The following is a 550-nucleotide window of genomic DNA, read 5'->3' on the forward strand; positions in this document are numbered from 1 at the left end:
TTATCATCACAAAGACTCGCATTATAATTTGCGGTGTTAATATTAGGCGATGGAGTGGTTGTTAAAGTAATCTGTGCCTGTCTGGAACATCCGTTTGCCGAAGTAATATTTACATAAATAATTCCCGCCGGTCCTGAATAATTCGCAGGATTGGTAATCTGTCCGGTTAAATTAGAATTGGTAAAATAAGTTACCGTCACTCCCGGATCAGAAGAAACATTGGCTATGGTTAAATTATAAGTTCCGTTTCCGTTGGTTCCTGCGCACGAAGATAAAGTGGCATTCGTAACATTAGGCAAAGGATTTACCGTTAAAGTAATCTGAGCTGCTTTTGAACAGCCTGCTGCGGAAGTTACATTGGCATAAACAATTCCTGAAGCTCCCGAATAATTCGCAGGATTTGTAATCTGTCCTGTTAAATTTGAATTGGTAAAATAAGTTACTGTAACTCCCGGATCAGAAGAAACGTTAGCTGAAGTTAAATTAAAAGTTCCGTTTCCATTAGTTCCTGCACAAGATGTTAAAGCCGCGTTATTCGTGTTGGGTAAAG

The 550-nt window shown here is 39.1% G+C and carries 1 pseudogene; it reads right to left on the bottom strand.

Annotated elements, in window-relative coordinates:
• Window positions 1–550 (bottom strand): annotated as a pseudogene (locus WFK35_RS23020) (hypothetical protein); the annotation flags it as partial.

The organism is Chryseobacterium sp. VD8, assembly GCF_037149975.1.
GTDB lineage: Bacteria > Bacteroidota > Bacteroidia > Flavobacteriales > Weeksellaceae > Chryseobacterium > Chryseobacterium indicum.